The sequence below is a fragment of the Mesorhizobium sp. M7A.F.Ca.CA.002.09.1.1 genome (assembly GCF_003998555.1).
Classification (GTDB): Bacteria; Pseudomonadota; Alphaproteobacteria; order Rhizobiales; family Rhizobiaceae; genus Mesorhizobium; species Mesorhizobium ciceri.
In genome coordinates this window covers 1-2,957 of the sequence record NZ_RZRR01000719.1, presented here as the reverse complement: position 1 = coordinate 2,957, position 2,957 = coordinate 1, and the positions used below count along the sequence as shown (strand labels likewise).

Annotated in this window: 3 protein-coding genes; 1 reads left to right on the top strand and 2 read right to left on the bottom strand. The window is 63.7% G+C overall.

Annotated elements, in window-relative coordinates; all coding sequences use genetic code 11:
• Positions 1-1,973, bottom strand: a 1,973-nt coding sequence (locus EN994_RS25065) for a molybdopterin cofactor-binding domain-containing protein (RefSeq protein ID WP_164746160.1), incomplete at its 3' end; no start/stop codon positions are given.
• Between the two features lie 2 nt (positions 1,974-1,975).
• A complete protein-coding gene (locus EN994_RS25060) occupies positions 1,976-2,437 on the bottom strand; it encodes a (2Fe-2S)-binding protein (protein WP_063169182.1) in 462 nt (153 codons plus the stop codon).
• Between the two features lie 123 nt (positions 2,438-2,560).
• Between EN994_RS25060 and EN994_RS25055 the strand changes: the two genes are divergently transcribed.
• A partial coding sequence (locus EN994_RS25055) for a TetR/AcrR family transcriptional regulator (protein ID WP_164746159.1) occupies positions 2,561-2,957 on the top strand: 397 nt, incomplete at its 3' end.

Below are 2,957 nucleotides of genomic sequence, written 5' to 3'. Positions count from 1 at the left end.
GCGCTGCCCGCCGGCAAGGCCAAGGGCATGGCCTTCACGCTGTCCTTCGGCAGTTGGGCCGGCGTGTCCGCCACCTGAACGATCTCGCCGACCCAACTGCCGAAGGACAGCGTGAAGGCCATGCCCTTGGCCTTGCCGGCGGGCAGCGCCTCGCCCCATTTCGCCATCGCGGCGACTTTCTCGACCACCTTCACCGCCGAGGGATAGGCGGCCATCAGTCTCTTGCGCATCTCGACCGGATCGATTTTTCCGGCGACCGCGATCTCGTCCATGAAGCCCTCATGGAAGAAGCCGTTGACCGAACTGCCGACCGAACGCCAGGAGCCGACAGGGATGGAGACCGGCGCCGCGATACCCCTGACCCGATAATTCGGGATCGTGTAGGGCTGGTCATAGGCGCCATCGACAATGGTCTTGTCGGGACCGAGCGGCGATACCGAGGGGAACAGCCGGCGCAGCGTACCGGCAATCACCGATGGCGAGGCCATCTTCATGTCGACCGCGATCGGCATGCCATCGTCACCGAGCCGCGCCTGGAACTTGCCGATAGCAGCCGGCCGATAGGCGTCGTGCCGCATGTCTTCTTCACGCGTCCACGTCACCTTGATCGGGCGTCCGCCCGTCTCCTTCGCCATCAGCGCGGCACACAGCGCGTAGTCCATCTCGACGCGCCGGCCGAAACCGCCGCCCATGAAGGTGGTGTGCACATTGATCTTGTCCTGCTCGATGCCGACCGCGTTGGCGCAAAGCTGCCGCACCAGGGTCGGCGCCTGGTTGCCGCACCAGATGTCGAGCGCACCGTCCCTGAACTGTGCCGTGGCGTTCATCGGCTCCATCGTCGCATGCGCCAGATAGGGCACGGCATAGTCTGCCTCGATGATGCTTTCGCGCGGCGCGTCGGCAAAGGCGGTTTCGACATCGCCATTGTCGCGCATCACCGACCCCTTGGTGGCAAGCGCCTGCTTCAGCACATCTGAAATGGCGGCGCTGCTGAGCGGATATTCAGGATCGGACCACTGGGCGTCGATCGCCTCGGCCGCCTTGAATGCTGCCCATGTATTATTCGCGATGATACCGAAGCCATGGCCGTAATTCGTCTCGAGCAGCACGATCTTGATCACCCCAGGCATTTTCTCGGCTTTGGAGAGGTCCGCCTTGACCGGCTTCGACCAGAAGCGCGGGCTCATCTTGACCGTGCCGTAGACCATCTCCGGCAGCCGGACATCGATGCCGAAGATCGGCGCCCCGGTGAGCTTTGCCAGCATGTCGATGCGCTTCTGCGGCTTTCCCAGCAGCTTCCAGTCGGCCCGGTCCTTGAGCCTGACTTCGGCCGGCCGCGCCATCGCGGCGGCAGCCGCGGCGACCGCGCCGTAGGTCAGCGATTTGCCCGACGCCTTGTGCAGGATCGAACCGTCGGCCGTTTCCAGATCGGCCGCCGCGACACCCAGTTTTTGCGCTGCCGCTGCGACCAGCATCTGCCGGGCAGCGGCACCCGCTTGCCGCATCTTGTAAAAACCGTCGCGTGTCGAAGCCGAACCGCCGGTGCCCTGCAGGGCAAGGAATTTGCCGACCACACCGAGACCGGAACGCACCGCCTGCGCGGTCAGGCTTTCATCGAAGAAGGCGAACGGACCGCCCTCCTCGAGGATCGCGGCGTTGTAATAGGCATGGGATGCCGGTCCATGCTCGACCATGACCCGGTCGAGCCCGACGTCGAGTTCCTCTGCGACCATGGCCGCAAGCGTCGTCGAGATGCCTTGCCCCATCTCGGCGCGCGGCGCGACGATGGTGATGGTGTTGTCGGCGCCGATTTTCACATAAGGGTTGAACGTCGCCTCGCCCTTGCCAAGCTCGGCCTCGAGCGGGTTCGGGAACGGCTTGCGATAGTAGTAATAGCCGACGGCAACGCCGCCAGCGACAGCGGCAGCGCCAATCAGAAACGTGCGGCGGGCGATCTTTCCGACACTGGCCATGGTCAGAGCCCCGCCGTCTTGAGCGCCGCGGCCTTTTTGATGGCCGAGCGGATTTTGGGATAGGTGCCGCAGCGGCAGAGATTGCCGCCCATGGCGTTGTCGATGTCGGCATCGCTCGGGTCGGCGACTTCATCGAGCAGCGCCACCGCGCTCATGATCTGGCCGGCCTGGCAGTAGCCGCATTGCGCGACCTGTTCCTCCAGCCATGCCTGCTGCACCGGATGCAGTCCGCCTGCCGTGCCGATGCCTTCAATGGTGGTGACGGCGCCGCCGACCTCGCCGACGGGAAACGAACAGGAACGCACCGGCTGACCGTCGACATGTACAGTGCAGGCGCCGCAGGCGGCGATGCCGCAGCCAAACTTTGGCCCGGTCTTGCCAATGAGATCGCGCAGTGCCCACAGCAGCGGCATGTCCGGATCGGCGTCGATATCGAATGACTGACCGTCGACGGTGAGGCGCATGGGGATACCCTTTGTTGTCGTCCACTGCCAAGGGCGAAGCGGCCTCCCGGCCGTTTCGCTCCGATACAGATTGACAAATTTCGTCATTTTGTCAATTAGGATTTTGCAGGATAGAATTGCTCTATGAACCAGATCGAAGACACCGCCACCGCCGATCCCAAACGCGTCCGTATTCTGGATGGCGCGATGAAGGTGTTTTTGGCCTATGGCTTCTCGCGCACCACCATGGACGACATTGCCCGTGCCGCCGACATGTCGCGCCCGGCGCTCTATCTCCTGTTCAAGAACAAGACCGACATTTTCCGCGCCATCGCCATGATGATCCTGTCGCGCTCGGTCGAGGCGGCAAGGTTTGCCCTATCCGGCGACGGCCCTTTCACCGAGCGCATGATGCGAGCCATCGATGAGGCCTTTATCTCGATGATGAGCGCGGTCGTTGCCTCGCCGCACGGCGCCGAATTGCTGGACATGAAATCGAGCCTTGGCGATCTGGTGGGCTGCTGGCGCGGCGGGCTTGGCC

Excerpts from the sequence above, each read along its gene's own strand:
- EN994_RS25060 (WP_063169182.1), bottom strand. The coding sequence starts at position 2,437 with ATGCGCCTCACCGTCGACGGTCAGTCATTCGATATCGACGCCGATCCG.